This window comes from Chromobacterium sp. Beijing (genome assembly GCF_021496765.1).
Classification (GTDB): domain Bacteria; phylum Pseudomonadota; class Gammaproteobacteria; order Burkholderiales; family Chromobacteriaceae; genus Chromobacterium.
The window spans coordinates 4294301-4320865 of record NZ_CP053750.1; the positions used below are offsets into that span (position 1 = coordinate 4294301).

Consider the following 26565-nt stretch of genomic DNA (forward strand, 5'->3'; position numbering starts at 1 on the left):
GCAATCGATGGCCAATGAGTTTTTCACGCTTCTCACCGCCAGCGGCAAGGCCAAGCTGGCGGCGGCGCAAGCCAACGGCGCGCCGCTGCAGATCAGCCAGATGGCGGTGGGCGACGGCGACAACGGCGGGTATTACACGCCCAGCGAGAGCCAGACCGCGCTCAAGCACGAAACCTGGCGCGGCGCGCTCAACCACCTGGCGGTGGACCCGAACAACCCCAATTGGGTGGTGGCGGAGGCGGTGCTGCCGGATACGGTGGGCGGTTTTTACATCCGCGAGGTGGGCCTGTTCGACAGCCGCGGTGATCTGATCGCCGTCGGCAAATTTCCCGAGAGTTACAAGCCGCTGCTGGCGGCCGGCTCCAATAAGCAGCTCTATGTGCGGATGATTCTGGAAGTGTCCAACACCGCGGCGGTGACGCTGCTGGTGGACCCCAGCGTGGTATTGGCCACGCGCTCTGCGGTGGATCAGCGTATCGCAGAGGAGTTGGCGAAGCGGGATGCCAAGCCGTGCGACTTCCATCCTCTGCAAACCTTTCCGGCCCAGGCCTACCGCCGCAATGTGCTGATCAATGGGGGTTTCGACGTGTGGCAGCGCGGCGCCAGTCAGACAGTGGGCGGTTATGGCTCGGTGGACCGTTGGCTTCTGGATTTGGGCGGCGGCCCGCTTGGCGGCGCGACCTTGTCGCGGATGGCGGCCAGTATCGCCGAGACTGAAACCTTGGGAGCGACGACGAACTTCATGCGTCTGACGCTGAGCAAGCCGCCGGCCAGCAAGGTCAACGAGTACTGCCAGGTGTGTCAGCCGGTGGAAAACCTGCGGCGTTTTGCTGGCAAGCGTCTGACCTTGAGTTTCTGGGCCAAGGCGGATCAGCCGCGCAAGATGGTGGCCTATGTTGAACAGTGGCTGAAACGACCGCCAGCCGCATCCGACAAGATCAGAGCGCTGGAGGCGGTTCCAGTAGAGCTGACCAGCCGCTGGCAACGCTTTGTCTTCTCTTTCTCCTCGCCCAGCCTACAGGGGCGCGAACCGGGGAACGAGGCCTCTCTGGCTGTTTTTCTTGGGGTGTCGTACAGCGATGCCTACCCAGCCTTGAATGCGATTACCGGCGCGCAAACCGGCACTTTCGATATTGCTCAGGTGCAGTTGGAGGAGAGCCCGGTGGCGACGCCGTTCGAGTATCGCAGCTTTGGCGAGGAATTAACTTTGTGCCAGCGGTATTTTGAAAAAAGCTATCCGCTAAATGATTTTCCCGCTAAAAATTATGGCGCTGAGTCTGCTTCCGCACCGGCTATATTCAGCAAGATGTTTCATTTGAATGTCGGCACTTTGGGTGACAAGCAAATTAATATGACTATCCCGTTTATGGTAGAGAAACGGATTGAGCCGGCTGTTGTGATTTATGACGGTTTGGGTGCCGTTGATAGAATGACTACGATCAATGGAAATGGTGTCGTTCCAGTATCCAAGTCCAGTTCTACCAAGTTTGTAAATGTGATTCCCCCAGTTGGTCCAACTAATAATTGGATTGCCTGTCATTGGGTGGCGGATGCTGAAATTTAATGAATCAATTGGGGGAGGTAAGAATGAATGCCGGATATCGTTTAACTGACCAGTCGGGCGGAGTGATTCGAGTTGCCGATGGGGCATATATCCCTCAAGGGCATCGTTGGTGGGATGAGTACGAGCTTTGGCTACAGCAAGGCAATCAACCGACACCACAATTGTCTCTGGCGGAGTTGCAAGAACAGTTGCTGCGAGAGATTGATGCCGCCGCAGATTCCACCCGCAGCGTAACCTTGGGCAGTGAGCCTAAGCTGGCCGAATACCAGCGCGCCGCCGCCGAGGCGCAGGCGTTCAAGGACGCCGCTTACAAGGGCGAGGCGCCGCCGGCGGTGCGCTCCTGGGCTGAAGCCAAGAGTTGGGACGGCCAGCAGGCGGCGGACAGTATCCTGGTCAAGGCGGCCGCCTGCGAACAGGCGCTGTACGCGATCCGCGACGCGCGGCTGAAGGGCAAGGAGGCGGTGCGTCAGGCCGCGGACGAGACGGCGGCGCGCGCGGCGACCGACGAGGCCGTGTCCCGGCTGCAGCAGCTGGCCGCCGGCGATTTCGCCGCCGCCTTGCCGGAAGCCGAAGCCGGCCGCGCCGGCAGTCTGTTCAAGTTCTTTTCCAAACGGCTTTAAAAGCCGGCCGGGGGCATGATGGCGGATCATTTCGCCATCCGCTTCCTCTTCGGCGCTCCACGGCGGCCGCGTCTGGCCGCCGCCGCTCCCCATTCAAGGACGTTCTTCCATGACCCCAGACTTGCCCAAGTTCATCGATGACGATCCGCATCTCGTCACCGCCGAGCTGATCGACGCCTACCAGAAGATGAGCGGCAAGACGCTCTATCCCGGCCAGGTGGAGCGTTTGCTGATCGATTTGATCGCCTATCGCGAAAGCGTGGTTCGCGCCGCCTTCAACGACGCCGGCCGTCAAAACCTGGTGGCTTTCGCTCGCGCGCCCATGCTGGACTACCTGGGCGAACTGGTCGGCGTCAGCCGCTTGCCGGCCCAGCACGCGCGCTGCACGGTGCGCATCGCCTTCTCCCAGCCGCTGGCGCTGGCGCAGCTGATTCCGGCGCAGACCCTGGTGGCCGGCGGCGGCGTGCAGTTCCAAACGCTGGCCAGCCAGATTGCGCCCGCCGGCAGCAGCAGCGTCGACGTGCCGGTCAGCGCGGTGGAGGCCGGCGCCGCCGGCAACGGCTTTGTGCCGGGCCAGATCAACGCTCTGGTGGATGAACTGGACGTGGACGCCAGCGTGGTCAATATCGATACCAGCGCCGGCGGCGCCGACGCCGAGGACGACGAGCGTTTGCGCGCGCGCATTAGGCTGGCGCCGGAGTCGTTCAGCGTGGCCGGCAGCGCCGCCTCCTATCGTCACCACGCGCTGCGCGCGCATCAGGACATCGCCGACGTGGCGGTGATCAGCGCCAGCCTGCAACAGCAGAACGGCGAATTGCAAAGCGCCAATCAGGTGCCGCCCGGCGTGGTGCGGCTATACCCGCTGACCAAGACCGGCATGCCGCCGGACAGCCTGCTCAGCGTGGTGGCCGCCGCCTGCAGCGCCGACCGGGTGCGGCCGCTGACCGATCTGGTGGAGGTCTTGCCGCCGGAGGATTACGGCTACCGGGTGCGCGCGCGGCTGACGCCGTATCGCGATGTCGATCCCAAAACCGTGCAGCAGCAGGCGCAGGCCGCCGTCGGCGCTTTCGTGCAGGCGCAGGCGGAGCGCTTGGGCCGCGACATCGTGCCGTCGCAGCTGATCGCCACGCTGTCGGTGTCCGGCGTTTACCAAGTGACTTTGCTGGAGCCGGCCGCCACCCAGGTGGTGCCGCCGCAGGGCTGGTCGCACTGCACCGGCATTCAGCTGGAAATGACCGGAGGCCAGGATGGCTGATGTGACCCCCAATCTGCTGGCGCGCGACGCGCGCTTCGGCCCGCTGGCCCGGCTTAGCGAACGCTTGGGCGACATCGACCCAGGCGGCCTGTTGGTTTATCTAGTGGACGCGGCCAAGCCGGAGCTGTTGCCCCTGTTGGCCGAGCAATTCCATATCGACGGCGATGAAGGCTGGCTGCTGACCCAGAGCGAGCGGCAGCGCCGAGATCTGATCAAGCAGAGCATAGAACTGCACCGACACAAGGGCACGCCCTGGGCGCTGCGCGAAGTGTTCCGCATCCTCGGCGTGACGGTGGAACTGGAGGAGTGGTGGCAGCGCCAGCCGCCGGCCGCGCCCTATACCTTCGAATTGACCGCCTGGGCCAACGACAATCTGTTGCCCGGCCAGGCCTTGTTGAATCCCGAGCTTTACCGCCGGCTGCGGCGCATGGTGGAGCTCGCCAAGCCGGCGCGCAGCACTTATCGCTTCAAGCTGGGCGCGCGCTTCAACGGCCGCTTGGGCCTGGCTTCGGCCGCTCAGGCGCGCGCCTTGATCCGCCGCAGCGCCGAGACGGCGCCGATGCGGTTGGCGCCGCAGCAGCCGCTGACCCTTTCATCCGCCGCGCAGATCTATGGCGTGGTCCACGTCACCATGGAGGCATCGTTGTGAGCACCCCTTTAGCACCTCTTATCACCGCCGCCGGCCTGGCCGCGATCTGGCGCGCCAGCAATGACGGCGTGTCCGCGCAGATCACTCACATCGCCTTGGGCGACGGCGCTTACGCGCCTGCGCAGAGCCAGACCAAATTGCGCGGCGAACAGGCGCGCTACCCCATCGCCGGCGGCGAACGGCTGGGCAATACCCAGATCCATCTGACCGCCATCGCCGACGACGACAAGGCGTTTTGGGTGCGCGAGATCGGCTTCATCTTGGCGGACGGCACTTTGCTGGCGGTCTGGTCGGACCCGAAGGCGGCGCTGGCCTATAAGGCCGCCGATGTGCAATTGCTGCTGGCCTATGACCTGGCCTTGAACGCGCTGCCGCCGGACAGCGTCACCATCCAATCCAGCGGCGCCAGCCTCAATCTGAGCCTGGCCAGCGAGTTGGCGGCTTTGGCCGCCGCCCAGATCAGCGAGGCCACCCGCGGTCTGGAGCGCGACGATCGCATCCGCGCGCAGGCGGACAAGCAGCAGGCGCTGGAACCGCAGGTGGCCGCCCTGCAAAGCCAAAGCCGAGCATTGGAGCAGGAGCATGCCGCCGATAAACGCTCCGGCCTGGAACTGGCCACTGCCAACGCGGCGGCCATCGTCAGTCTCCAGCATTTGTTTGTGAAACAACATCTGGGCATTTGAGCCAACGGATCGTGGGGGGAGGCGGGCAGCCAAGCGTTGAGGATGAAACTATTTTGAGCCGTCTAGGCGAGCTGTGCTGATGTTGCTGGCACATCGCATGCGGTAAAGAGACAGCATCCAGGGCTTCCCCGCCTATCTCATGAATACGGTATTCGCTGTTTAGTTCGGCATTTATTGAATTTATTAATTTTAATATTCATTAATTGTCGGCTTGTCATGGAAGAGTGTTGGTAAAGGCGGTTTTGATGTCAGCCGAAATGGCTGTGTGTTGTTGTTTGACTTTAAGGAGAAAGAGATGAGCTTGGAAAGCAATGTTGCAGATCTGGTCAAGTCAGCAAATGCATTGACTGGAGTTGTCAATGGCAAGATCGGCGCTATTGATAAAAGGGTGGATGTTCAAGTCGCTAAAATGGACAGCACGATGGCCAATTGGGGAACCACGGCGAGCCAGATTCTGGAAGTGGGACCGGGCAAGCCCTTCAAGACGATTTATGAGGCGTGGACATCCTTGAGTGGCAAGGTATTGCGACATGATGTGAAAATTAAAGTGAGTGACGGGGTGCACACCAGTACTTCAATTCATTTGAGAGGGCAGCCCTATGCGCATCGGATCAGGATTGAAGGCAATATCAAAAACCCGGAGGCATGTGTGCTTAAGTTTGTGCCGGATAGCGCTAACCGTTCTCATGGGGTGATTTTTAACGGGGTACGCGGTGTTAATTTTAGTGGGTTCAAAATCATTGGAGAGATGGATGTCGACAAAAACTTCACTTGGCGCGGTATCCTTTTGCAAAGGGGCGCGTATGTGGTGTCGGATAATAAGTCAATTGAAATTGAAAATGTAAATCATGGTATAGAAATGACGGAGGGGAGTCTATATGTTTGTCATGGTTTGCGTGTTATGGGATTCGGTTATGATGGGCTAAGGGCGCATCATGCTTCTCGAGCTTATATCAATGATGCCGTTTTTTCTGGCAAGGGAAAGCAGTTTTTAATGACTTACACCAATGGCGTGAAGGTGGCGTCAACGGGATTGAGGGCAGAACAAAGCTCTTTGGTGGAAGCACATGGAGTTAGTATTAGCCTGTGCAGTGATAATGGGCTGCGAGCTGGAAATAATAGTGTGATATATGCTTATGGGGCATTAATTAAAAGCTGCGCTAACTATGGCATATACAGCAGTTCTGGTTCAAAAGTACAGATTCACCCAAATGATGGGGAGCCTTGTACCATCAAGGATTGCAAGGTGGGGATTGGGGCACGGTATCAAGGGGCGGTATTTGGCAACAATATTGTGATTCAAAATGTTGAGAAGGGTTTCTATGTTGACCTGGCTGGCCTCGCTCATGTAGTGGGTAGCTCCGCTAGCTATTGTTCGCTTATTGCCTACGAGGCGATCAAGGGGGGATTCATTGATGCGACAGGCAGCTCTGCCAAATCAATAGAAAACAAAGTCAAGTACTCCCCGGCGAGTAGCGGTGTGGCAGGTAATGCCAACGCGACCATCGTTTTTAGTTAAGGAGGAATGTGATGGATCATATTGAAAATGTTAATGAATTTGATGAAGAAGCGGCTGGCCTGAGTTTGGATGGCGGCTGGTTTGATTATGCAGAAGGCACCGAGGTGCCGGAGGTGGATGCTGATCATTATCTGCGGGCAGCGGCGGAGGGGAAAATCCTTAGCGCCTATAGCATCCAACAACAGTTGAACATCGTGCGTAGAGGAAAAAAGGAGGAGGTCGAAGCAATGGGCACATTCATCGATGCGGTTCTGGCTTGGAGAGGTGGTGCCAACCCAGACTTCGACGAGCTTGAGAAAATTCAACCCTGATTGGAAGGGATGAATAAGAAGCCACTTGGGGAGGTGGCTTCCTTTGATTTTTTAAAATGTTTTAAGATACAGCGTATTTTGCCAGTGCCAGAATGCTTCCTTGTCAGTCTCGAGTTCGTTCATACATTTCTTGCTGTGGACGAAAAGCATGGTCGGACCCTGGGTTCCGGCCGAACTCTGTGATGAACTATTGGAGAGCATGATGAGCTTGGAAAGCAATATCGCGGAATTGGTACAGGCGTCGAATGCGCTGACCGGCACGGTAAACGGCAAGATTGCCGATATCGATCGGCGCGTGGATGTCAAGATTCAGCAAATGGAGGATTGGCGCAAGGAGAATACGCCGGAACGCCGCATCGTCATCGATTTTACTATCGGTGGCAGCAAGGACTTCTTCTATCCGGTGTGGTGGCGTTTCCAGTCCGCGGGAGATGTTGGAGTCCATCAGGTATCCATTGTTCGTCATTATGCGTGGAATGGCGCCGAGACGGAGCGGCCGTTGAATGCCAGCAGTGTGCATCAGGCGGGCTTGTTGCTGGAAATGGAGGGCAGTGACGTGGCTTGGGGCGGGGACGCCAAGTTTCTCGAAATCAAGCGCTTCAGCGAAACCTATAATCCAACGGTGTCGCATGTCGCCCATGCGATGTATTGCAAGCAAAATCGGATAGATGTGAATAAGCCGGCGTACAACAGCCTTCCGGAGGGAACGTTGGCTGAGTGCAATATGGTGTTGAGTGGAGCTTATCTGCGTGGCGGCGGTTTGAATTATCGAGTCATTTCTAATTTGCCCTTGAATTTTGGTTTTCATGATGGGAAAGGGGAGGAGAGGGAGTTGGCGCGTTATGAGCATGTCAACACCCGCTGGGTGGCCAGCCCTATTGCATTGGCCAGCCGCGTTGCGCCGCCGCAAACCCTGAACGCCTTTGTCGACGCGCCGACCGCTTAATTCCAGGAGATTCCGATGCTGATGATTGCCAAACTGCCTAACGGTATGATCAATGTGCCCGCCGACCAACTGGCCGAACTAGACGTCGACGCGGCCACTGCGAGCCAGCTGATTCGCGCAGCCAAGCTGGAGCTGCTGCGTATTGAGCGCGACCGCCTGCTAGCCGCGTCCGACAAAACCCAGTTGCCGGACGCGCCATACAGCGCCGAGCAGCGAACCGCCTGGCAGGCCTACCGCAAGCAACTGCGGGATATGCCCGAGTCCGTGCCGGACCTTGACCATGTAGTGTGGCCGGCTCTCCCGGCCTGATGCCGCGGTTAGCCAATAAAAAACCCCGCCAAGGCGGGGTTTGTCTTTGCACGTTGCGGATCAGGACTTGGCCGGGGCTTCCCAGCCGCCGCCCAGCGCCTTGTACAGGCCCACCACGGCATTCAGTTGGTCCAGCTTGGCGCTCACCAGGCCCAGCTCCGCCTGGAAGCTGTTGCGTTGCGCGTCCAGCACGTCCAGATAGCTGGCGTAGCCGTTGTCGTAGCGCAGATTGGCCAGGCGCAGCGATTTGTTCAAGGCCTGGAACTGCGTGGTCTGCGCCGCCTGGATCTCCCGCGCCGCGCCGTAGCCGGACAGTGCGTCCAGCGCGTCCTTGAACGCGCTTTGCACCGTCTTCTGATACTGCGCCAGCGCCTGTTTCTGCCGCGCGCTGGCCGCGTCCACCGCGTAGCCGGTCTGGCCGAAGTTGAACACCGGCGCCGCCAGATTGCCGACAAAGCTCCAGGTCCGCGTCGGGCCGGTGAACAGGGTGTCCAGCGACAGGCTTTGCGAACCCAGCGCCCCGCTCAGGCTGATGCTGGGGAAGTAGGCCGCGCGCGCCACGCCGATGCGGGCGTTGGCGGCGACCAGCTGCTGCTCGCTGGCGGCGATGTCCGGCCGACGCTCCAGCAGACTGGAGGACAGGCCGGCCGGCACTTCCGGCGGGGCGGACAGCGCGTCCAGGCTTTGACCGCGCTGAATGCCGCCGGCCACCAGCTGCTTGGGCGAGTGGCCGAGCAGCACGCCCAGCGCGCTTTCGGTCTGCTCCAGCGCGCTGGCGATCTGCGGCACCTTGGCGCGGGCGGAGGCCGCCTCGGCCTCGGCCTGCTGCTGGTCCAGCTCCGAGATCAAGCCGCCCTTGAAGCGCTTGGTCTGCAGCTTCAGCGATTCCTCGCGGCTTTGCAGCGTGCGCTTGGCGATGTCCAACTGGGCGTCGTAGGCGCGCAGCTGGAAATAGGTCTGCGCGGTTTGCGCGGCGATCGCCAGCTTCGAGCTGTCGCGGGCGAAGCGGCTGGCGGCGAAGTCGGCGCGCGCCGCTTCATTGCCGCGGCGCAGCTTGCCCCACAGGTCCAGTTCCCAAGACGCGGTGAGGTTGGCGTTGCGCACGTCGCTGACCAGCGGCGCGCCCGGCGTGCTTGTCGTGCTGGAAGCGCGGCCGCGTTGATAACCGGCGTTGGCGTTCAGCGCCGGCAGCAGCTGGGCGCGGGCGATACCGGCCTGGGCCGCGGCTTCGTCGACGCGGGCGGAGGCGGCGGCCAGGTCCTGGTTGTGTTCCAGGGCTTGGGCGATCAACTGATCCAGCACCGGATCGTTGAACTGCTTCCACCAGTCCAGGGCGATGGCCGGGTTCTGGGCCTGGGCGCTGTCCGGCAGCTCCAGTTTGGGGCGGCTGTAGTCGGGGCCGACCGCGCAAGCGGTCAGCGCCAGCGCCACCAATGAGGGAATCAGGGCGCGTTTAAGCATCGGCCTTGTCTCCTGCCTCGGCCGCGGGCTGAGGCTGTTTCGGTTTGCTGAACTTCATGATGAGCATGAAGAACATCGGGATGAAGAAGGTGGCGATGAAGGTGGCGGCCAACATGCCGCCCACCACGCCGGTGCCGATCGAGTGGCGGCTGGCGGAGCCGGCGCCGCTGGAGATGGCCAAGGGCATGCAACCCAGCACGAAGGCCAGCGAAGTCATCACGATGGGGCGGAAGCGCAGTTTGGCGGCCTCGATGGCGGCTTCGACCACGCTTAGGCCTTCTTCTTCCATTTGTTGGACGGCGAACTCCACGATCAGGATCGCGTTCTTGGCCGATAGGCCGATCAGCGTCACCAAGGCCACCTGGAAGTAGACGTCGTTGGCGAGTCCGCGCATCCAGTTGGCCATCAGCGCGCCGAACATGGCGAAAGGCACCGCCATCAGCACGCTGATCGGCAGGCTCCAGCGTTCGTACTGCGCCGCCAGGATCAGGAACACCATGATCATGCCGAAGCCGAACACCACGGCGGAAGAACCGCTGGTGGATTTCTCCTGGAAGGCGGAACCGGTCCACGCCAGGGTGTAGCCGTCGGGCAAGGTGTCCTTGGCCACGGCTTCCAGCACGTTCAAGGCCTCGCCGGAGCTGAAGCCGGGCGCGGGACCGCCCACCAGCTTGGCCGCCGGGAAGATGTTGAAACGCTCCAGGCTTTCCGGACCGGTGGTGTGCTTGATGGTCACCAGCGCCGTCAGCGGGATCATATTGCCGTCCTGCGAACGCACATAGATGTTGCGCAGGTCTTCAACCCGGGTGCGGAAATCCGCCTCCGATTGCAGCTGCACGCGGAAGGTGCGGCCGAACTTGTTGAAGTCGTTGACGTACAGCGCGCCGAAGGTGCTCTGCATGGTGTCGAACACGGTGTTGACCGGCACGCCCAGGGACTTGGCCTTGGCCCGATCCAGCTTGACGTAGATCTGCGGCACGCTGGCGGAGAAGGTGGTTTGCACCCCTTTCAGTTCCGGGCGTTTGGCGGCCGCGGCTACCAGTTTCTTGGTGACTTCGCCCAGTTCCACGGAGCTGGCGCCGCCGCGGCTTTGCACATAGGCCTCGAAACCGCCGGTGTTGGACATGCCGGAGATCGGCGGCGGGTTGAAGGCCAGCACGATGCCGTCGGTGATGCCCATCATGCCCTTGGCGAAGGTGTCGCCCACCACGGCCTGAGACGACAGGTTGGGCGTTTTGCGCTCATCCCACGGTTTCAGGGTGATGAAGGACACGCCGGCGTTGGTCTTGTTGCCGCCGGTCAGGATGTCGAAGCCGGCGAAGCTCATCACGTCCTGGACCGCCGGGTTCTTGCTGGTCATCGCGTCCAGTTTGGTCATGGTGGCCGAGGTACGCTGCATCGACGCGCCGTCCGGCAGGAAGGCGGCGGCGATGATGTAGCCCTGGTCCTCGTCCGGCGCCAGGCTGGACGGGATGATGCGGAACAGGCCAACGCAGATGGCGATCAGGCCGGCGAACAGCAGGATGCCCACCGCGCTGCGCTTGATCAGGAACACCACGCCGCGGGAATAACCCTGGGTCAGGCGATCGAACCAGTTGTTGAACCAGACGAAGAAGCGGGCCGGATGCTGATGGCCTTCCTTCAACAGCAGCGCGCACAGCGCCGGGGTCAGGGTCAGGGCCACCAGGCCGGAAATCGACACCGACACCGCGATGGTGATGGCGAACTGCTTGTACATCTGGCCGGCGATGCCGCCGAGGAAGGCCACCGGGATGAACACCGAGCACAGCACCAGCACGATGGCCACCAGCGCGCCGGACACTTCATCCATCGCCTTGAAGCTGGCTTGCAGCGGCGACAGCTTTTCCTGGGTCATCAGGCGTTCGACGTTTTCCAGCACCACGATGGCGTCGTCCACCACGATGCCGATGGCCAGCACCAGGCCGAACAGCGTCAGGGTGTTGATGGTGAAGCCGAAGGCGTACATGCCGGCGAAGGTGCCGATGATGGAGACGGGCACCGCCAGGCAGGGAATCAGGGTTGCGCGCCAGTTCTGCAGGAACAGGAACACCACCAGGAATACCAGCACCATGGCTTCGGCCAGCGTGGAGTACACCTCTTTGATCGACACTTCCACGAACTTGGTGGTGTCGTAAGGGATGGCGTAGTTCAGGCCTTTGGGGAAGCTCACCGCCAGTTTCTGCATCGTCTGTTCCACGGCTTGCGCGGTGGCCAGCTGGTTGGCGCCGGGCGCCAGGAAGATGCCGATCGGGATGGTGGGCCGGCCGTTGTGCGTGCCGGTGAAGTCATAGGACAAGGCGCCCAGTTCCACGCGCGCCACGTCTTTCAGCCGCACGGCGGAGCCGTCCGGGTTGGAGCGCACGATGATGTTCTCGAACTCTTCCGGTTCGGACAGGCGGCCCTGGGTGGTCACGGTGTAGGTGAAGTCCTGCTTGCCTTTGACCGGCTCCGCGCCCACCTTGCCGGCGGCGAACTGAGCGTTCTGCTCGCGGATGGCGGCGGCCACGTCGCTGGGCGTCAGCTTGAGCTGGGCCAGGCGATCGGGCTTCAGCCAGACGCGCATCGAGTAGTCCTGGCCGGCGAAGTTGATCACGTCGCCCACGCCCGGCACCCGCTTGAGCTCGTCCACCACGTTCAACAGCGCGTAGTTGCTGATGAACAGGGTGTCGTAGGTCTTGTCCGGCGAGAACAGCGAAATCACCTGCAGGAAGGCCGAGGATTTCTTGGTCACGTTGACGCCCTGCCGGCGCACTTCTTCCGGCAGCTGCGACAACACCGACTGCACGCGGTTGTTGACGTTGATGGTGGCCTGGTCGGCGTCGGTGCCGATCTTGAAGGTCACGCTCAACGACAGCTTGCCGCTGGAGGAGCTGGTGGACTGCACATAGAGCATGTCGTCCACGCCGTTGATCGCCTGTTCCAGCGGCGAAGCGACGGTGTTGGCGATCACCTCGGCGGAGGCGCCCGGGTAGCTCGCGCTCACCGAGATCATCGGCGGCACGATTTCCGGGTACTGCTCAATGGGCAATGCCTTGAGGGCGGCCAAGCCGGCCAGCGTGATCACGATGGAGATCACGCTGGCGAAGATGGGCCGCCTGATGAAAAAGGCGGAAAACATGAATGGTTACCCCTTTGCCTTATTGTTTGGGCGCGGCGGCGGGCGCGCTGGCGTCGGCCTTGAACGGATGCGGCTTCACATCGGCGCCCGGGCGCAGCTTGATGATGTTGTCCACCACCACTTTGTCGCCGGCTTTCAGGCCGCTTTCCACCAACACGTTCAGACCCACGTCCTGGGACACGGCGATGGGACGCGGCTGCACCTTGTTGTCGGCGCCGACGACCCAGACCATCTTGCCCTGCTGCGAGGTCAGCACCGCGCGCTGCGGCACGGCGATGGCGTTGCTGCGTTGGGCGCCTTGCAGGATCACGCGCACGAACTGGCCGGGCAGAATGCTGCCGTCCGGGTTGGCGAAGGTGGCCCGCGAACGGATGGTGCCGGTGCTGGCGTCAACCAAGCTGTCGGTGAAGTTCAGCCGGCCGCTCTTGCCGTAGGTGGAGCCGTCGGTCAGCTTCAGCTGCACGTTGAAGTGGCCGTTGGAGGCCAGCTTCAATTGGCCGGAGTCCTGCATCTTGCGCAGATTCATCATGTCGCTGTCGGACATGCTGAAGTTGACGTAGACCGGGTCCAGCTGGGACACCTTGGTCAGCAGGCTGCCATCGGCGCTGGTGGACACCAGGCTGCCTTCGGAGCGGGTTTCCTGGCTGGTCATGCCGGAAATCGGCGCGGTGACGCGGGCGTAGCCAAGATTGATCTTGGCCTGCTGCACCTGGGCTTGGGCGGCGGCGACGGAAGCCTTGGCGGCTTCATAAGCGCTGACCGCGTCGTCGCGGTCTTTCTGGCTGACCGCGTTCTCTTTGAACAGCGGGCTGATGCGGTCGAAGTCCTGCTTGGTGCGTACCAGCTGAGCCTGTTGCACTTGCAGATTGCCCTGGGCCTGGTCCAGCGTCGCCTTCAACGGCTCCGGATCGATCTGGAACAACAAGTCGCCCTGTTTGACCGGCTTGCCTTCGGTATAGGCGCGCTTGAGCAGAATGCCGCCCACACGGGCGCGTACTTCCACTTCTCGCGAGCCTGCCGCCTGGCCGACGAATTCGAAGGAGACCGGCACATCGCTAGGGGTGATTTCAATCACGCCTACCGGCACCGGCGGCATGGCGCCGGCGTGCTGGTCGTTTTTTTGACCGCAGGCCATCAGGCTGGCGGCCAGAGCGGTGAGCAACAGCCAGTGCCCGCCTTTCTGGGCGAAGGTGTTTCCTTGCATCTTCATGGGATGTCCTCAGGAATGTGGGGGTATGAGTGTTATAAGTAAAAGGTACTGCAATTTTTCTTTGATAGTGGGAATTGATCGATCTTGAGTCGCGACATTTTACATACATGCGTGTACGTATGTAAAATGCTTCCAGCGACGCATTGTGTTATGGTGCGGGCTTCCGACAGACCCCTTTGATCAGCGATACGTTCAACATGGCACGCAAAACCCGGGAAGAAGCCGAACAAACGCGGCATCTGCTGCTGGATACGGCGGAGCAGCTTTTTAGCGAGAAGGGTGTCTCTAAAACGACACTGGCAGACATCGCCAGCGCGGCGGGATTGACGCGCGGCGCGGTGTATTGGCATTTCCAGAACAAGCTGGACTTGTACCGGGCGATGCTGGACAGGATGGGCGGGCAGTTTGATGACATCTGCGAGCAATTGTTGAGAACGGCACACTCGAGTCCGGCTCTGGCCTTGTGGAACCATAGCCACCGGCTGCTGACCATGATTGGGGAGAACCAACAGGTTCGTCGTATATTACTCATTCTGTTTATGCGTAGCGAGCATGTCGGCGAACTGGCTCCCATTCACGACGAGTGTGTTGCGCATATGCAAGAAACCCGCGAGCAATTGACCCTGGTGGTGCAGATGGCGGTGGATGCCGGCCAGACCTTGCCCTACGTGACGCCGGAGACGGTGGCCGAGGTGTTGCAGTCCATGCATCACGGTCTGATCAACCGCTGGCTGGCGGACGGCAGCCAGACCAATCTGGGCGAGAATGCCACGCAACTGTTGCAATATGTCTACCGTGGAATATTCCTGCCGGAAGTGATGGAAGAACTCTCCCCCTCAAGCGTAGCCCAGCGCTATAATTGACCTTTTTTGTCAAACCATTAGCGCCGTTGGCGGCTTCAGCCGCGCGGCGTTGTCGGTGTTACCTCTCTCATGCCCCAGGCTATTGAAATTCAGGCGGTGAGCAAGCGCTATGGCCAGCTGCAGGCGCTGGACCAGGTCGGCTTTACCGTCGCACCGGGCGAATTCTTCGCCCTGCTCGGCCCCAACGGGGCCGGCAAGACCACGCTGATTTCCGCGATGGCAGGTTTGTCGCGGCCGGACAGCGGCAGCATCCGCATCATGGGCCACGACGTGGTCGGCGATTTCCGCGCCGCGCGCAAGGCGCTGGGCGTGGTGCCGCAGGAACTGGTGTTCGATCCCTTCCTGTCGGTGCGCGAAACGCTGCGCTTCCAGTCCGGCTACTTCGGCCTGGGCCGCAACGACGACTGGATCGACGAGTTGCTGTTCAAGCTGGGTCTGGCGGACAAGGCGCACAGCAATATGCGCGCCCTGTCCGGCGGCATGAAGCGCCGGGTGATGGTGGCCCAGGCGCTGGTGCACCGCCCGCCGGTCATCGTGTTGGACGAGCCCACCGCCGGCGTGGACGTGGAGCTGCGCCAGAGCCTGTGGGTGTTCGTGCAGGAACTGAACCGCGCCGGCCACACCATCGTGCTGACCACTCATTATCTGGAGGAGGCCGAGGCCTTGTGCTCGCGCATCGCCATGCTGAAGAAGGGCCGGCTGGTGGCGCTGGAGAACAAGGACAAGCTGCTGGCGCACAGCGCGCGCCGCGAAGTGGCCTTGCTGCTGTCCGGCGATTTGCCGGCGGCCTTGCTGCCTCTGAAGCTGCGCGACGAGGACCGCCGCGTGGTGTTGCAGCTGGAGCACCTAGGCCAGCTGGAAGCGGTGCTGACCGCGCTGCGCGAAGCGGCGGTGGAAGTGCGTGAACTGAACGTGGTGGAGACGGATCTGGAAAGCGTGTTCGTCAAGATGATGAATGGAGGGCCGCAGCCATGACCGGCTTCATGACCCTGTTCAAGAAAGAGCTGGTGCGCTTCTGGAAGGTGGCGTTCCAGACCGTGGCCGCGCCGGTGTTGACCGCGTTGATGTATCAACTGATCTTCGCCCATGTGTTGTCGCGCCATGTCGAGGCCTATCCGGGCATCAGCTACACCGCCTTCCTGATTCCGGGCCTGGCGATGATGTCGATGGCGCAGAACGCCTTCGCCAACAGCTCCAGCAGCCTGATCCAGTCCAAGATCACCGGCAACATCGTGTTCCTGCTGCTGCCGCCGCTGACCGCGCTGGAATTCTTCGGCGCCTATCTGCTGGCCTCCGTCGTGCGCGGCTTGGCCGTCGGCGCCGGGGTTTTGCTGATCACCGGCTGGTTCGGCCTGCCGCTGCCGGCTCAGCCGCTGTGGGCGTTGACCTTTGCCGTGCTGGGCTGCGGCGTGCTGGGCGCGCTGGGCATCCTGGCCGGCATCTGGGCGGAAAAGTTCGATCAACTGGCCGCCTTCCAGAACTTTCTGATCATGCCGCTGACTTTCCTGTCAGGCGTGTTCTATTCGATCAACAGCCTGCCGCCGTTCTGGTACGCCGCGTCTCATCTCAACCCGGTGTTCTACATGATAGACGGCTTCCGCTACGGCTTCTTCGGCCAGGCCGACGTCAGCCCCTGGCTGTCGGCCGGCGTGGTGGGCGGCAGCTTCGCCGTCTTGTCGGGCCTGACGCTCTGGCTGATCAAATCTGGCTATAAACTGCGCCATTGAGCGCATCCACGGGATTTCTCATGATTACTCCGCAACAAGTCAAACAGTACATCGAGGCCGGCCTGGCCTGTACCCATCTGGAAGTGGAAGGCGACGGCCACCACTTCTACGCCACCATCGTGTCGGCGGCTTTCGAGGGCAAGCGCCTGATCGACCGCCACCGCCTGGTCAAGGAGGTGATCGCCACCCGCCTGGCCAGCAATGAAATTCACGCTCTGTCCATCGTCAAGGCCGCCACGCCGGACGAATGGCAAAAACTGCAAGGCTGATCCGTCATGGATAAATTGAAAATCATCGGCAACGGTCCGATCAACGGCGAGATCCGCGTTTCCGGCGCCAAGAACGCCGCCCTGCCCATTCTGTGCGCCAGTCTGTTGACCGGCGACACCATGCGCTTCACCAATGTGCCGATGTTGCGCGACATTGCCACCACCCAGAAGCTGCTGCAAGGCATGGGGGTGCGGGTGATGACGGACAATGTGCACGAGATGGAAATCACCGCCGGCCATCTGGACAGCCTGGTGGCGCCGTACGATCTGGTGAAGACCATGCGCGCGTCCATCCTGGTGCTGGGCCCGACGCTGGCGCGCTTCGGCGAGGCCACGGTGTCCCTGCCGGGCGGCTGCGCCATCGGCAGCCGGCCGGTGGATCAGCACATCAAGGGCCTGGTGGCGATGGGCGCCGAGGTCAGCATCGAGCACGGCTACGTCAAGGCCAAGGCCCGCCGCCTGCGCGGCGCGCGCATCATCATGGACATGGTGACCGTGGGCGGCACCGAGAACCTGTTGATGGCGGCGACGCTGGCCGAGGGCACCACCGTGTTGGAAAACGCCGCGCGCGAACCGGAAGTGACCGATCTGGCCAACTGTCTGGTGGCCATGGGCGCCAAGATCAGCGGCATCGGCACGGACCGGCTGGTGATCGAGGGCGTGGAGCGTCTGCACGGCGCGGATTACGCGGTGATGCCGGACCGCATCGAGGCGGGCACCTTCCTGGTGGCCGGCGCGATGACGCGCGGCCACATCGTGCTGCGCAACGCCGCGCCCAAGAGCATGGAAGCGGTGCTGGACAAGCTGGCCGAAACCGGCGCGGTGGTGGAGTGCGGGGACGACTGGATCTCGCTGGACATGAAGCGCCGTCCGCAGGCGGTGAACTTCCGCACCTTGCCTTACCCGGCTTTCCCCACCGACATGCAGGCCCAGCTGATGACGCTGAACTGCGTGGCCGAGGGCGCCGGCGTGGTGACCGAAACCATTTTCGAAAACCGCTTCATGCACGTGCCCGAGCTGAACCGCATGGGCGCCAATATCGAAGTGGAAGGCAACACCGCCATCATCAAGGGCGTGGAGAAGCTGTCCGGCGCCACGGTGATGGCCACCGATCTGCGCGCGTCGGCCAGCCTGGTGATCGCCGGCCTGGTGGCCGAGGGCGAGACCATCGTCGATCGCATCTACCACCTGGACCGCGGCTACGAGCATATCGAGAAGAAGCTGGGCGCGGTAGGCGCGCTGATCGAGCGCATCAGTTAAGCGCAAGCTTTGCACCGGCAATGAAAAACGCCACGGCTCAGGCCGTGGCGTTTTGTTTTGAAGCGCGGAATTTACGCTTTCTTGACGAATTCGGACTTCAGGCTCATCGCGCCGATGCCGTCGATCTTGCAATCGATGTCGTGGTCGCCGTCGACCAGGCGGATGTTCTTCACCTTGGTGCCCACTTTCACCACCAGGGAGGAGCCTTTGACTTTCAGATCCTTGATCACGGTGACGCTGTCGCCGTCCTGCAGCACATTGCCGTTGGCGTCCTTGATCACGCGGGCTTCTTCGGACGGCGCGGCCTGCTCGTTCCATTCGTGCGCGCACTCCGGGCAGACATACATCGCGCCATCCTGATAGGTGTATTCGGATTTGCATTGCGGACAGGCTGGCAGATTGCTCATGGCGTTTCCTGTTGATAAGTAAAAAGGAAGGCCGCCGGCCAGTGGCCGGCGGCGGAGAGAGTGGGTTTACTGCGCGGCGGAGGCCGCTGTTTTGTCGCCGGGCGCCGTTGCGGCGGGCGAGTCGACCAGTTCGTCCAGGCTGAAGGTGTCCGCCGGCTGGGTGGGGTTGGGCAGGCCCAACTGCTGCGCGCGCAACTGCATATAGGCGTCGCGGGTGTAGCTGTACGGATCCAGCGCCGCGGTGCTGAGCATGGCTTCCACGCCCAGGTAGCGGGCGCGGGTGTTCACGCCGTACAGGCCGTAGAAGCCCACCGCCTGCCAGGTGGTGTCGTAGAACATTTTTTCCGGGCCCGGGCCGGCCAGCGAGGCGGTCAGGCCGGCGCCGTCGCGCACGGTGGAGGGGCCGAAGAAGGGCAGCACCAGATAGTTGCTGTCGTGCCAGCCCCAGGCGGCGAAGGTGTCGCCCAGCGTGGTCTTGTTGTTCTTCAGGCCGGCCTGGCTGGCGATGTCGATCAGGCCGAACAGGCCGAAGCCGGTGTTCATCGCCACTCGCATCACGTCGTTCAGCGCTTTTTCCGGCTCGGCGCGCAAGGCGTTGGACAGCGCGCTGTAGACGTCTTTGAGATTGTCGAAGAAATTGCTGACGCCGGTGCGCACCGGCGACGGCGTGACGGCCTTGTAGCCCTCGGCCACCGGCTTGATCACGTAGCGGTCGGCGGTGTCGTTGACCTGATACATGGCGCGGTTATAGGGCTCGAAGCGGTCGTAAGGCACCGTCGGGTTGCTGGCGCAGCCGGCTAGCAGCAGCGAGAGCGCCAGGCCGGTCAGCGCGGGTTTCAGGGACGACATAAATCCTCTCCGCATATCAATCCGCCGCCGGGGCGGACAGCAGCTCCGCCAGCGAGTAAAGGTCCAGCAAGGCGCTGAGCCCGCTCGGCCAGTTTTCCAGCGACAGGGCGTGGCCGGCGGCGTCGGCGGCGCGGCGCGCGCCGAGCAGCAGGGCCAGCGCGGCCGAGTCGGCGCCGGTCACGCCGGACAGATCCAGGCGCAAGGGCGCTTCGCCGGCGAGCTTGGCCAGCGGCGCGGCGAAGGGGCCGCAGCTATCCATGTTCAGCTTGCCGCTGAGCCGGGCCTGGCCGGGGCGGTGCGTTCCAGCATCAGGCGTTGCCCTTGGCGGGCGCGGCGGCGGCCGGCGCCGCGTTCTTGTTCTGCAGTAGCTTGATCAGGCCGTCCACGCCGCTTTTGCGCACTTCTTCGTTGAAGGAGTTGCGATAGACGGTGACCAGGCTGGCGCCTTCCACGCTAACGTTATAGATCTTCCAGCCTTGCGCGCCCTTGTTCAGCGAATAATCCACCGCGACCGGGTTGGCGTTGCCCGGCAGGGTCACCGTGGTTTTCACGGTGGCGTCGCGGTCGCCGTTGCTCATCAGCGGGTTGGGCTTGACGTCGACCTGGGCGGTCTTGAAGCGGGTCATGGTCGCGGAATAGGTGCGCACCAGCAGGGTCTGGAATTGCTGGGTCAGTTGCGCGCGCTGTTCGGCGCTGGCCTGACGCCAGCCCAGGCCCACGGCCAGCGCGGTCATGCGCGGGAAGTCGAACATCGGCACCGCCACCGCTTCCGCCTGCAGGCGGATTTGCTTGGTGTTCTTGCCGTTGTCCTGTTTCAGCACTTCCAGCACCTGGCGGGAAGCGTCCTTGATCACGTCGGTGGGGGTGTCGCCGGCGGCTTGGGCCGCGGCGGACAGGCCGAACAGCAGACAGCAGAATGCGAGCAGTTTTTTCATCTTTTTTCCAATCGATTGCGAGTGAGCCGGCGGCGCGGGCAGCGCGCCGGCCGGCAGTGTGTTGCGGGGTGCCCCGTCTTTGTGCCGCGCTATTTGTCAGCGCTCTTGTTGCTATCGGTAAAGCCCGTTATGAACTTGCCGATCAATTGTTCCAGCACCATGGCCGAGGAGGTGATGGTGATGGTGCCGCCCGGGGCCAGATTGGTTTCCGAGCCGCCTTGCAGCATGCCGATATATTGTTCGCCCAGCAGGCCGGCGGTCAGGATGGACGCGCTGGCGTCGTCGCTGATCTGATAGGTCTTGTCAATATTCAGAGTCACGCGGGCGCGATAAGTTTTCGGGTTGAGCCGGATGTCGGCCACGCGTCCGATCACCACGCCGGCTTCCTTGACCGGCGCTTTGACCTTCAGTCCGCCGACGTTGTCGAAGTCGGCGTAGAGCACATAGGTCTGGTTGGCGCTTTGCGGGACCAGATTGGCCACTTTCAGCGACAGAAAGGTGACGGCGGCAATGCCCAGCGCCACGAAAATGCCTACCCACAAGTCAATAGTAGAGCGTTTCATTCGGGTTTTTCCTAGAACATGAAGGCGGTCAGGATGAAATCCAGCGCCAGGATGACCAATGCGGAGGTGACCACGGTCCGGGTGGTGGCGGCGGACACGCCGCTGGCCGTCGGAGTGGCGTCATAGCCTTCGAACACGGCGATCAGGGTGACGGCGACGCCGAAGCACAGGCTCTTGATCAGTCCGTTGACTACATCGAAATGCAGATCGACGTTGGCCTGCATCTGCGACCAGAAGGTGCCGACGTCCAGGCCTATCATCACCACGCCCACCAGGTAGCCGCCGAAGATGCCGACCACGTTGAACAGCGCGGCCAGGATGGGCATGGAGATCACGCCGGCCCAGAAGCGCGGCGCCACGACGCGGGCGATCGGATCGACCGCCATCACGCTCATCGCGTCCAGTTGCTCCGTGGTTTTCATCAGGCCGATTTCGGCCGTCATCGCGCTGCCGGCGCGGCTGGCGAACAAGAGCGCGGCCAGCACCGGGCCCAATTCGCGCAGCAGGGCCAGCGCCACCACCGCGCCCAGCGCGTCGGAGGAGCCGAATTTGGCGAGGGTGCTGTAGCCCTGCAGGCCCAGCACCATGCCGACGAAGAGGCCGGACACCAGGATGATGATCAAGGACATGACGCCGGCGAAGTAGACCTCGCGTATGGTCAGTTGCGGCCGCAGCAGGCTTTGGCCGCTGCCCCGCAGGATGGCCACCAGAAAGCGGCAGGCGAAGCCCAGCCGCCAGACGGCGTTGATGGCGAGATGGCCTAGTCTGCGCAAGGGCGCGGCGATCAGGTCAAGCATGGCGGCCTCCGTTGAGTCCCAGGTCGTCGGCGAGCGAGCGCTCCGCCGGATAGGCGTAATGCACCGGGCCGTCGGCCTCGCCCCAGATGAATTGGTGCACCCATGGCGAATCCGAATTGCGCACCTGGTCCGGCGTGCCCTGGGCGACGATTTCGCCGCCTGCGACGAAGAGCACGTGGTCCACGATCTCCAGCGATTTGTGCACGTCGTGGGTGACCATCACCGCGGTGGTGCCCAGCGCGTGGTTGAGCTTCTTGATCAGGTGGGCGATCACGCCCAGCGAGATCGGGTCCAGGCCGGTGAAGGGTTCGTCGTACAGCATTAGCTGTGGGTCCAGCGCGATGGCGCGCGCCAGCGCCACCCGGCGCGCCATGCCGCCGGACAGTTCGGCCGGCATCAGCTGCTGGGTGCCGCGCAGGCCGACCGCTTCCAGCTTCATGGTCACCAGGTCGCGGATCATGCTGTCCGGCAACTTGGTGTGCTCGCGAATGGGGAAGGCGACGTTGTCGAACACCGACAGATCGGTGAACAGCGCGCCGAACTGGAACAACATGCCCATGCGGCGGCGGTGTTGATAAAGTTCGGCGGCGCTCATTTTGGCGACGCTCTTGCCGTCCACCAGCACCTCGCCGCTTTGCGGCCGGTTCTGGCCCGAGATCAGCCGCAGCAGCGTGGTCTTGCCGCTGCCGCTGCCGCCCATGACGGCTACCAGCTTGCCGCGCGGAATCGCGAGGTTGAGGTTTTTCAGAATGGGCCGTTCGCCATAGGCGAAGCTGACGTTTCTGAACTCGATGAAATTGTCAGAAGACACAAGTTTTCCAGATAGCATGCGTGAAGCCGCGGACGGCTTCGGTTGAAACGGCGGACCCGGAGCGGTGCGATGGCGGGCCGTTCAGGCAAAGCGGCTCTTGAAGCCCGTCGCCCAAGCTTTGGCGTTGCGCTGCGCCTTGGCTGGCGGCGCTTCGCGGCCTGGGCTGAGCGGTGCTTGGAGAGCGGCCGCTTTTTTGCCGATTCTTTTCGAACTGGAGATTTTATAGACTTGTCGTGGACTAGCCAAATTTCAACAGCATTCGCGATGCAAATATGCTGCATTGCAATGCGGCCGGAGACGCCGAGAGGCGACGACGGAGGGGAGAAAAGGCGGACGGCGGGCGAGCCGACCGTCCGCCGGCGGGGCCTTACACGCCGCGCAGCAGCTCGTTGATGCTGGTCTTGCTGCGAGTCTGAGCGTCCACTTTCTTGACGATCACCGCGCAGTAAAGGCTGTGGCTGCCGTCCTTGCTGGGCAGGTTGCCGGACACCACCACCGAGCCCGGCGGCACGCGGCCGTAGCTGACTTCGCCGGTTTCGCGGTCGTAGATCTTGGTGGATTGGCCGATGTAGACGCCCATGGAGATCACCGAGCCTTCGCCTACGATCACGCCTTCGACGATTTCCGAACGCGCGCCGATGAAGCAGTTGTCTTCGATGATGGTGGGATTGGCCTGCAGCGGTTCCAGCACGCCGCCGATGCCGACGCCGCCGGACAGGTGAACGTTCTTGCCGATCTGGGCGCAGGAGCCGACGGTGGCCCAGGTGTCCACCATCGCGCCTTCGTCGACGTAGGCGCCGATATTGACGTAGGACGGCATCAGCACGGTGTTCTTGGCGATGAAGCTGCCCTTGCGCGCCACCGCGCCCGGCACCACGCGGAAACCGGCTTCCTGGAAGCGGGCCGGGTTCCAGTCGGCGAACTTGGTGTCGACCTTGTCGAAGTAGCGGTTGACGCCGTCGTCGGAGATTTCATTGTCGCGGATGCGGAAAGACAGCAGCACCGCCTTCTTCACCCACTGGTTCACCACCCAGTCGGCGCCCTGTTTTTCCGCCACGCGCAGGCGGCCGGTGTCCAGCTCGGCGATCACCTGGCCGATGGCGGCCTTCAGTTCGGCGGAGACAGTGGCGGGCGTGATCTCGGCGCGCTTCTCAAACGCTTCTTCGATCAGGGTCTGGATCGGATGCATGGTGTTCAGTCCTTTGGCAATGTGGATGGAAGTCGTCATTCAATTCGCTTTCAAGCGGCCGCGCCGGAGGCGGGCCGCGTGGATTCAGGGGGTCTGGCGCTGCCGGCGCTCGGCGAAGGCGACGATGCGCTCGACGCCGGCCACGCATTCCTCCAGCGTGGCCACCAGCGCGACGCGGACATAGCCGGCGCCGGGATTGACGCCGTGGGCCTCGCGCGCCAGGTAGCTGCCGGGCAGCACGGTGACGTGTTCTTCGGCGAACAGCGCCTTGGCGAAGTCTACATCATTCCCGTCCGGCACCTTGGCCCACAGGTAGAAACCGGCGTCCGGGCGGCGCACTTCCAGCCCCATCGCCAGCCGCGGGGTGACCGCGTCGAACTTGGCGATGTATTGCGCCCGGTTGGACTCGACGTGATCCTCGTCGTTCCAGGCCGCCACGCTGGCCGCCTGTATCGTCAGGCTCATCGCGCTGCCGTGGTAGGTGCGGTAGAGCAGGAATTTCGCCAGGAGCGCCGCGTCGCCGGCGACGAAGCCCGAGCGCATGCCCGGCACATTGGAGCGCTTGGACAGGCTGGTGAACATCAGCAGCCGCTCAAAGCCGCGTCCCAGCTTGCTCGCCGCCTCCAGTCCGCCCAGCGGCGGCCGGCCGAAGTGGATTTCGGAATAGCACTCGTCGCTGGCGATGACGAAGCCGTAGCGGTCGGACAGCTGGAACAGGGTTTCCCAATCGGCCAGCGACATCACCGCGCCGGTGGGGTTGCCGGGGCTGCACACGATCACCAGCTGGGTGCGTGCCCACACCGATTCCGGCACCTGGCTCCAGTCCGGCTGGAAGCGCTGTTCGGCCAGGCAGTTGACATAGTGGGGCTCGGCGCCGGCCAACAGTGCCGCGCCTTCGTAAATCTGGTAAAAAGGATTCGGGGATATCACTACCGGCGCAGGCTCTGCGCTTGCGTCGATCACCGTCTGCACAAAAGCAAACAAGGCTTCACGGCTGCCGTTGACCGGCAGTATCTCGCTTTGCGCATCCAGGTTCAGATCATAACGCCGCCGCATCCAGGCGGCGCAGGCCTGGCGCAGCGCTTCGCTGCCCAGCGTGGCCGGGTATTGCGACAAGCCGCCCAGATTGGCTATCAGCGCCTGTTCCACCAGCGCCGGCGTCGGGTGCTTGGGTTCGCCTATCGACAGGTTGATGTGCGCCTTGTCCGCGGGCGGCGTCGCGCCGGCGAGCAGGGCGCGCAGGCGTTGAAACGGATAGGGCTGCAATTGGGCCAGGCGAGGGTTCACGGGTATCTCCAGGAAAGCGGGCGCAAGCAAACGAACAGCGAACATCTTAAGAACAGCAATGACACCTGTAAAACAAAAGTTTCTGGCCACCACCGGCATTCTGACCACCGCGCTGGTGTGGGGGCTGATGTGGTATCCCTTCCGCAGCCTCAATCAAAGCGGAGTCAGCGTGGCGATGACCTCGCTGGTGGTCTATCTGGTGGCCATCACCCTGGGCGTGATCACCTTTTTCGACGTCTACCGCCGCCAATTCCGGCTGCAGCCGGTGTTGCTGGTGCTGACCGCGGTGTTCGGCTGGTGCAACTACAGCTATACCTGGGCCGTGTCCGAGGGACAAGTGATGCGGGTCTTGCTGCTGTTCTACCTGTCGCCGCTGTGGACGGTGTTCCTGTCGCGGCTGATCCTGAAGGAGCGCCTGACCCGCAGCGGCTGGCTGGTGGTGGCCCTGTCGCTGCTCGGCTGCTTCATCTTCATCTATCGTCCCGGCCTGTTCGCCGGGGAGCTGCCGCTCAGCCATCGCTACGAATGGCTGGCCTTGTCCGGCGGCATGGCCTTCGCGCTGGGCAATGTGATCAGCCGCGGCGCCCAGTCCATTCCGGTGCCGGTCAAATCGGCGTCGATCTGGTTCGGCGTGGCGTCCATCGGCGCGATCAAGCTGGCGCTGGCCGGGCAGCTGGGCGGCATTTTGCAGATACCGCCGCAAAGCTGGCTGGTGCTGGGCATCCTGGGCGTCACCTTGCTGTGCACCAGCGTGATATCGCAGCACGGGGTTTCCATTCTGCCGGCGACGCAGACGATGACGTTGATGCTGATGGAGTTGTTGTTCGCGGCGGCGTCGGCCTATTTGCTGGCCGGCGAGGCGATGACGCCGCGCGAATGGGCGGGCGGGGCCTTGATCGCCAGCGCCAGCCTGTTGTCCGGACGCATGACCAGAAAGCCGGGGACGGCGCAATTGAAACAGGAGGCAGCATGATTACGATCAGACCGATGAACGACGACGATTTCGAGCGTTTCTGGCCGGTGTTCCACGCGGTGGTGGCGGCCAGGGAAACCTACGCCTTCGATCCGGAGATGACGCGGGAGCAGGCGCGCGAGCTGTGGTTGCGGCTGCCTTTGCACACGCTGGTGGCGGAGGAGGACGGCGCGCTGCTGGGCTCGTATTTTCTCAAGCCCAACGCCGCCGGCCCGGGCGGCCATGTCTGCAACTGCGGCTATATGGTGGCCGAGGCGGCGCGCGGCAAGGGCGTGGCTCGGCTGATGTGCGAGCATTCGCAGCGCTTGGCGCTGGACAGCGGTTTCCTGGCGATGCAGTTCAACTCGGTGGTGGCCAGCAACGAGGTGGCGGTGGCCTTGTGGCGCAAGCTGGGCTACGAGCAGGTGGGGCGTTTGCCGCGCGCCTATCGTCACGCGCGGCTGGGTCTGGTGGACTGTCTGGTGATGTACAAATGGTTGGGCGACGCCGCGCCGGACATGCCGGAACCGGCGCCGCTGATCGGCCGCAAGAATATCGAGGCGACGGTGTCGCGTCGCAAGGGCCACCGCTAGCGCCTGTTCCAAGCCTGCTGCGCATCGGCGGGATAATGAGATACAGGGTGTTGAAACCGCTTCGAATTGCTCATGCGCCACGTGCGCATTCCGCTTTCTCAGCGGTTTTCGCCTGGTCTCGCCTTAGCTCGCGATACGTTGAACCGCTTCTAAGCCGCCGCCGGCTCAATAATGCGGCGGAACCTCGTCGCGCAGGCTGAGGCCGGACGCGGCGTCGTCCGGCTGGGCCTGACGGAATTGCTGGTAGAGCAGACGCATCTGCTGTTGCAGCAACTCCATGTCTTTTTGCTGGCGCGCCACGGTGGCGTTCAGCGCGTCCAATAGTTCGTCCTGGAAGGCGAGCTTCACTTCCATTTCGGCCAAGCGGGCATCGATTTGATCATCCATGCCGGCCATT

28 protein-coding genes and 1 pseudogene are annotated in these 26565 nt (G+C 62.6%); 16 read left to right on the top strand and 13 right to left on the bottom strand.

Annotation, left to right across the window (positions count from 1 at the left end; all coding sequences use genetic code 11):
• Positions 1-7 precede the first annotated feature (7 nt).
• The 9 genes from HQN78_RS19985 (at position 8) to HQN78_RS20025 (ending at position 7856) form a co-directional block, all read left to right on the top strand.
• Entirely contained in the window at positions 8-1564 is a 1557-nt protein-coding gene (locus tag HQN78_RS19985; RefSeq protein WP_235085787.1) for a phage tail protein, read from the top strand.
• Between the two features lie 236 nt (positions 1565-1800).
• Complete coding sequence (locus HQN78_RS19990) at positions 1801-2184, top strand: hypothetical protein (protein WP_235085789.1); 384 nt, start codon at positions 1801-1803, stop codon at positions 2182-2184.
• A gap of 109 nt (positions 2185-2293) precedes the next feature.
• Positions 2294-3439, top strand: coding sequence for a baseplate J/gp47 family protein (locus tag HQN78_RS19995; RefSeq protein WP_107801561.1), 1146 nt, complete (start codon positions 2294-2296; stop codon positions 3437-3439).
• Complete coding sequence (locus HQN78_RS20000; RefSeq protein WP_235085792.1) at positions 3432-4088, top strand: phage tail protein I; 657 nt, start codon at positions 3432-3434, stop codon at positions 4086-4088. Before HQN78_RS19995 ends, HQN78_RS20000 begins: the two co-directional genes overlap by 8 nt.
• A complete protein-coding gene (locus HQN78_RS20005; protein ID WP_235085794.1) occupies positions 4085-4771 on the top strand; it encodes a phage tail protein in 687 nt (228 codons plus the stop codon). The genes HQN78_RS20000 and HQN78_RS20005 overlap by 4 nt, the downstream gene beginning before the upstream one ends.
• Before the next feature lie 295 nt (positions 4772-5066).
• Positions 5067-6290 carry a right-handed parallel beta-helix repeat-containing protein gene (locus HQN78_RS20010; RefSeq protein WP_235085797.1) on the top strand — a complete coding sequence of 408 codons (1224 nt, stop codon included), beginning with the start codon at positions 5067-5069 and terminating at the stop codon, positions 6288-6290.
• Positions 6291-6301: 11 nt separating this feature from the next.
• On the top strand, positions 6302-6601 hold the full coding sequence (locus HQN78_RS20015; RefSeq protein ID WP_235085800.1) for a hypothetical protein: 300 nt from the start codon (positions 6302-6304) through the stop codon (positions 6599-6601).
• A 202-nt stretch (positions 6602-6803) separates the two neighbouring features.
• Positions 6804-7547, top strand: coding sequence for a hypothetical protein (locus HQN78_RS20020; RefSeq protein ID WP_235085802.1), 744 nt, complete (start codon positions 6804-6806; stop codon positions 7545-7547).
• A 15-nt stretch (positions 7548-7562) separates the two neighbouring features.
• A complete protein-coding gene (locus HQN78_RS20025; RefSeq protein ID WP_227105664.1) occupies positions 7563-7856 on the top strand; it encodes a tail fiber assembly protein in 294 nt (97 codons plus the stop codon).
• 60 nt (positions 7857-7916) lie between these two features.
• On the opposite strand, the gene HQN78_RS20030 is transcribed toward HQN78_RS20025, so the two are convergent.
• From HQN78_RS20030 to HQN78_RS20040, 3 genes are read right to left on the bottom strand one after another with little or no spacing between them, the layout of a single operon-like run.
• Positions 7917-9317: an efflux transporter outer membrane subunit gene (locus HQN78_RS20030; RefSeq protein ID WP_235085805.1), complete on the bottom strand. Its 1401-nt coding sequence runs from the start codon at positions 9315-9317 to the stop codon at positions 7917-7919.
• A complete protein-coding gene (locus HQN78_RS20035) occupies positions 9310-12456 on the bottom strand; it encodes an efflux RND transporter permease subunit (RefSeq protein WP_107801063.1) in 3147 nt (1048 codons plus the stop codon). The genes HQN78_RS20030 and HQN78_RS20035 overlap by 8 nt, the downstream gene beginning before the upstream one ends.
• A gap of 19 nt (positions 12457-12475) precedes the next feature.
• Positions 12476-13666 carry an efflux RND transporter periplasmic adaptor subunit gene (locus HQN78_RS20040; protein ID WP_235085807.1) on the bottom strand — a complete coding sequence of 397 codons (1191 nt, stop codon included), beginning with the start codon at positions 13664-13666 and terminating at the stop codon, positions 12476-12478.
• A 197-nt stretch (positions 13667-13863) separates the two neighbouring features.
• Between HQN78_RS20040 and HQN78_RS20045 the strand changes: the two genes are divergently transcribed.
• The 5 genes from HQN78_RS20045 to murA all read left to right on the top strand — a co-directional run bounded on the left by HQN78_RS20045 (position 13864) and on the right by murA (position 17785).
• Positions 13864-14529 carry a TetR family transcriptional regulator gene (locus tag HQN78_RS20045; RefSeq protein ID WP_107801062.1) on the top strand — a complete coding sequence of 222 codons (666 nt, stop codon included), beginning with the start codon at positions 13864-13866 and terminating at the stop codon, positions 14527-14529.
• 69 nt (positions 14530-14598) lie between these two features.
• On the top strand, positions 14599-15504 hold the full coding sequence (locus HQN78_RS20050) for an ABC transporter ATP-binding protein (RefSeq protein ID WP_107801061.1): 906 nt from the start codon (positions 14599-14601) through the stop codon (positions 15502-15504).
• Complete coding sequence (locus HQN78_RS20055; protein WP_107801060.1) at positions 15501-16256, top strand: ABC transporter permease; 756 nt, start codon at positions 15501-15503, stop codon at positions 16254-16256. The genes HQN78_RS20050 and HQN78_RS20055 overlap by 4 nt, the downstream gene beginning before the upstream one ends.
• Positions 16257-16276: 20 nt before the next feature.
• Positions 16277-16525: a BolA family protein gene (locus HQN78_RS20060; RefSeq protein WP_048407933.1), complete on the top strand. Its 249-nt coding sequence runs from the start codon at positions 16277-16279 to the stop codon at positions 16523-16525.
• A gap of 6 nt (positions 16526-16531) precedes the next feature.
• Positions 16532-17785 (top strand): UDP-N-acetylglucosamine 1-carboxyvinyltransferase, encoded by a 1254-nt coding sequence (gene murA, locus HQN78_RS20065; protein WP_107801059.1) that lies wholly within the window; start codon positions 16532-16534, stop codon positions 17783-17785.
• Positions 17786-17856: 71 nt separating this feature from the next.
• On the opposite strand, the gene HQN78_RS20070 is transcribed toward murA, so the two are convergent.
• The 9 genes and pseudogenes from HQN78_RS20070 to dapC form a co-directional block, all read right to left on the bottom strand.
• The gene (locus tag HQN78_RS20070) at positions 17857-18192 is read right to left on the bottom strand and encodes a zinc ribbon domain-containing protein YjdM (RefSeq protein WP_107801058.1); all 336 of its coding nucleotides are present in this window, start codon (positions 18190-18192) and stop codon (positions 17857-17859) included.
• A 66-nt stretch (positions 18193-18258) separates the two neighbouring features.
• A complete protein-coding gene (locus HQN78_RS20075; RefSeq protein ID WP_107801057.1) occupies positions 18259-19041 on the bottom strand; it encodes a VacJ family lipoprotein in 783 nt (260 codons plus the stop codon).
• A 16-nt stretch (positions 19042-19057) separates the two neighbouring features.
• Positions 19058-19309, bottom strand: a pseudogene (locus HQN78_RS20080) (STAS domain-containing protein); the annotation flags it as partial.
• A 40-nt stretch (positions 19310-19349) separates the two neighbouring features.
• Positions 19350-19976, bottom strand: a complete 627-nt coding sequence (locus tag HQN78_RS20085; protein ID WP_107801055.1) for a phospholipid-binding protein MlaC — start codon at positions 19974-19976, stop codon at positions 19350-19352.
• A gap of 89 nt (positions 19977-20065) precedes the next feature.
• Entirely contained in the window at positions 20066-20539 is a 474-nt protein-coding gene (gene mlaD / locus HQN78_RS20090; protein WP_107801054.1) for an outer membrane lipid asymmetry maintenance protein MlaD, read from the bottom strand.
• Positions 20540-20550: 11 nt separating this feature from the next.
• The gene (mlaE, locus tag HQN78_RS20095; RefSeq protein WP_107801053.1) at positions 20551-21336 is read right to left on the bottom strand and encodes a lipid asymmetry maintenance ABC transporter permease subunit MlaE; all 786 of its coding nucleotides are present in this window, start codon (positions 21334-21336) and stop codon (positions 20551-20553) included.
• Positions 21329-22147 carry an ABC transporter ATP-binding protein gene (locus tag HQN78_RS20100; protein WP_199225948.1) on the bottom strand — a complete coding sequence of 273 codons (819 nt, stop codon included), beginning with the start codon at positions 22145-22147 and terminating at the stop codon, positions 21329-21331. The genes mlaE and HQN78_RS20100 overlap by 8 nt, the downstream gene beginning before the upstream one ends.
• Before the next feature lie 367 nt (positions 22148-22514).
• A complete protein-coding gene (gene dapD, locus HQN78_RS20105) occupies positions 22515-23336 on the bottom strand; it encodes a 2,3,4,5-tetrahydropyridine-2,6-dicarboxylate N-succinyltransferase (protein WP_235089870.1) in 822 nt (273 codons plus the stop codon).
• A gap of 84 nt (positions 23337-23420) precedes the next feature.
• Entirely contained in the window at positions 23421-24623 is a 1203-nt protein-coding gene (gene dapC, locus HQN78_RS20110) for a succinyldiaminopimelate transaminase (RefSeq protein WP_235085811.1), read from the bottom strand.
• A 58-nt stretch (positions 24624-24681) separates the two neighbouring features.
• On the opposite strand from dapC, the gene HQN78_RS20115 reads away from it, so the two are divergent.
• Complete coding sequence (locus tag HQN78_RS20115; protein ID WP_019101310.1) at positions 24682-25596, top strand: DMT family transporter; 915 nt, start codon at positions 24682-24684, stop codon at positions 25594-25596.
• On the top strand, positions 25593-26168 hold the full coding sequence (locus HQN78_RS20120; RefSeq protein ID WP_235085814.1) for a GNAT family N-acetyltransferase: 576 nt from the start codon (positions 25593-25595) through the stop codon (positions 26166-26168). Before HQN78_RS20115 ends, HQN78_RS20120 begins: the two co-directional genes overlap by 4 nt.
• A 165-nt stretch (positions 26169-26333) precedes the next feature.
• Here the strand turns inward: HQN78_RS20120 and HQN78_RS20125 are convergent, their stop codons facing one another.
• Positions 26334-26555, bottom strand: coding sequence for a SlyX family protein (locus HQN78_RS20125; protein WP_107802046.1), 222 nt, complete (start codon positions 26553-26555; stop codon positions 26334-26336).
• Between the last annotated feature and the right edge of the window lie 10 nt (positions 26556-26565).

Coding starts and splice junctions, on each gene's coding strand:
- HQN78_RS20035 (WP_107801063.1), bottom strand. CDS start 12,456: ATGTTTTCCGCCTTTTTCATCAGGCGGCCCATCTTCGCCAGCGTGATC.
- HQN78_RS20015 (WP_235085800.1), top strand. CDS start 6,302: ATGGATCATATTGAAAATGTTAATGAATTTGATGAAGAAGCGGCTGGC.
- HQN78_RS20060 (WP_048407933.1), top strand. CDS start 16,277: ATGATTACTCCGCAACAAGTCAAACAGTACATCGAGGCCGGCCTGGCC.
- HQN78_RS20085 (WP_107801055.1), bottom strand. CDS start 19,976: ATGAAAAAACTGCTCGCATTCTGCTGTCTGCTGTTCGGCCTGTCCGCC.
- HQN78_RS19985 (WP_235085787.1), top strand. CDS start 8: ATGGCCAATGAGTTTTTCACGCTTCTCACCGCCAGCGGCAAGGCCAAG.
- HQN78_RS20030 (WP_235085805.1), bottom strand. CDS start 9,317: ATGCTTAAACGCGCCCTGATTCCCTCATTGGTGGCGCTGGCGCTGACC.
- HQN78_RS20040 (WP_235085807.1), bottom strand. CDS start 13,666: ATGAAGATGCAAGGAAACACCTTCGCCCAGAAAGGCGGGCACTGGCTG.
- HQN78_RS20010 (WP_235085797.1), top strand. CDS start 5,067: ATGAGCTTGGAAAGCAATGTTGCAGATCTGGTCAAGTCAGCAAATGCA.
- HQN78_RS20075 (WP_107801057.1), bottom strand. CDS start 19,041: ATGTCGTCCCTGAAACCCGCGCTGACCGGCCTGGCGCTCTCGCTGCTG.
- HQN78_RS20045 (WP_107801062.1), top strand. CDS start 13,864: ATGGCACGCAAAACCCGGGAAGAAGCCGAACAAACGCGGCATCTGCTG.
- mlaE (WP_107801053.1), bottom strand. CDS start 21,336: ATGCTTGACCTGATCGCCGCGCCCTTGCGCAGACTAGGCCATCTCGCC.
- dapD (WP_235089870.1), bottom strand. CDS start 23,336: ATGCATCCGATCCAGACCCTGATCGAAGAAGCGTTTGAGAAGCGCGCC.
- HQN78_RS20125 (WP_107802046.1), bottom strand. CDS start 26,555: ATGGATGATCAAATCGATGCCCGCTTGGCCGAAATGGAAGTGAAGCTC.
- HQN78_RS19995 (WP_107801561.1), top strand. CDS start 2,294: ATGACCCCAGACTTGCCCAAGTTCATCGATGACGATCCGCATCTCGTC.
- HQN78_RS20070 (WP_107801058.1), bottom strand. CDS start 18,192: ATGAGCAATCTGCCAGCCTGTCCGCAATGCAAATCCGAATACACCTAT.
- HQN78_RS20025 (WP_227105664.1), top strand. CDS start 7,563: ATGCTGATGATTGCCAAACTGCCTAACGGTATGATCAATGTGCCCGCC.
- HQN78_RS20115 (WP_019101310.1), top strand. CDS start 24,682: ATGACACCTGTAAAACAAAAGTTTCTGGCCACCACCGGCATTCTGACC.
- HQN78_RS20000 (WP_235085792.1), top strand. CDS start 3,432: ATGGCTGATGTGACCCCCAATCTGCTGGCGCGCGACGCGCGCTTCGGC.
- murA (WP_107801059.1), top strand. CDS start 16,532: ATGGATAAATTGAAAATCATCGGCAACGGTCCGATCAACGGCGAGATC.
- HQN78_RS20020 (WP_235085802.1), top strand. CDS start 6,804: ATGAGCTTGGAAAGCAATATCGCGGAATTGGTACAGGCGTCGAATGCG.
- HQN78_RS20050 (WP_107801061.1), top strand. CDS start 14,599: ATGCCCCAGGCTATTGAAATTCAGGCGGTGAGCAAGCGCTATGGCCAG.
- HQN78_RS20120 (WP_235085814.1), top strand. CDS start 25,593: ATGATTACGATCAGACCGATGAACGACGACGATTTCGAGCGTTTCTGG.
- HQN78_RS20055 (WP_107801060.1), top strand. CDS start 15,501: ATGACCGGCTTCATGACCCTGTTCAAGAAAGAGCTGGTGCGCTTCTGG.
- mlaD (WP_107801054.1), bottom strand. CDS start 20,539: ATGAAACGCTCTACTATTGACTTGTGGGTAGGCATTTTCGTGGCGCTG.